This window comes from Vibrio sp. 1180_3 (assembly GCF_029478545.1).
GTDB classification, from domain to species: Bacteria; Pseudomonadota; Gammaproteobacteria; order Enterobacterales; family Vibrionaceae; genus Vibrio; species Vibrio aestuarianus.
Genome location: NZ_SJFM01000133.1, coordinates 1 through 1027, shown reverse-complemented (window position 1 = coordinate 1027; position 1027 = coordinate 1). Strand labels below are relative to the sequence as shown.

The 1027-nt window shown below is 47.5% G+C and carries 2 protein-coding genes; both read right to left on the bottom strand.

The features are described 5' to 3' along the window. Positions 1-535, bottom strand: a 535-nt coding sequence (locus tag EYW48_RS21230) for a contractile injection system protein, VgrG/Pvc8 family (protein ID WP_254068246.1), incomplete at its 3' end; no start/stop codon positions are given. A 145-nt stretch (positions 536-680) separates the two neighbouring features. Continuing rightward, positions 681-1027: type VI secretion system tube protein TssD (gene tssD / locus EYW48_RS21225; RefSeq protein WP_277433051.1), on the bottom strand; the 347-nt coding region annotated here is incomplete at its 5' end.

Here is a 1027-nt window from a genome sequence, read left to right as displayed (position 1 = left end):
TAACGCTATACACCAAACCTTCTTCTGCCGCCAAACGATGCAGAAAATCGAGGTCGGTTTCTCGGTATTGCACGCAGAATTCTCGCTGGGTCGCTTCACGCTTGAGCGAGAACGCGTAATCGTTAATGCCCATTTCTTGCAGCAGCACAGAGAGGATTTCTGGAACCGTTTTGAGCTGAAAGATACGGCTGTTGTGGCGCAGCGACAAACGCTCTAACGCTGGCACTAAAGTCAGCGAGTAAAACGTATGGTGATGACCAATATCGCCCTTGCTAAATTGACGAATAATGCCATGCACGCGCTGTACTACAAGGCCATCACGCAGCATCTCTAACTGCGCCGGTTTATCCACCAGCTGCACAGCTTTGAGGGTTGATTGACGACTCGCCAGTTTTATCTCGTAGCGAAAACCGTAACAGGTTTGACCGTTATCTAAGGGCTTATCCGACAGCGATTCGACCCCTTGATATTCACGCACCACTAAGGTGTCGTCTGCCAACCCATCCACTTTGAGCCTAAAACTTAACGTCGCCATTTCTCTTCCCTTCCACATTTGAATGTCGAAAAACCTTAAGCTCAATACACAACAAAATGCTATGTACTGAGCTTAAGGTTCCAATGTGGGTCGCCCGCCCCAAGGACATGAAACACGAATGAGCGACCCAAAAAACTAAGCGTGATTACGCCGCTTCAACAGGCTTGCGCCAGTCGTCTGAGCCTGAAGTACCAGCGTTGATGTGATCCCACAGGATTTTACGGTAAGACATTGATACCGTAACGTTTTGCGTGAAATCAGAGTTAGTTGGATCTTGGCAGTGTGGCATTTCACATTGAATGTCCACAATAGACGCGCTTTCCAGTTTGGTGGTGAAGAAGTTTTCTTGCTTACCTTCGATAGAAGTGCGGTACCATTTTAGCTCAACCGATTTCATCTTCTCGCCAGACGCCAATGCGTTATAAAGAAGCGGAACCGCTTTATTTAGCGCTACGGTAAATTTGAATGGCTTATGAACACGTTGACCAGAAG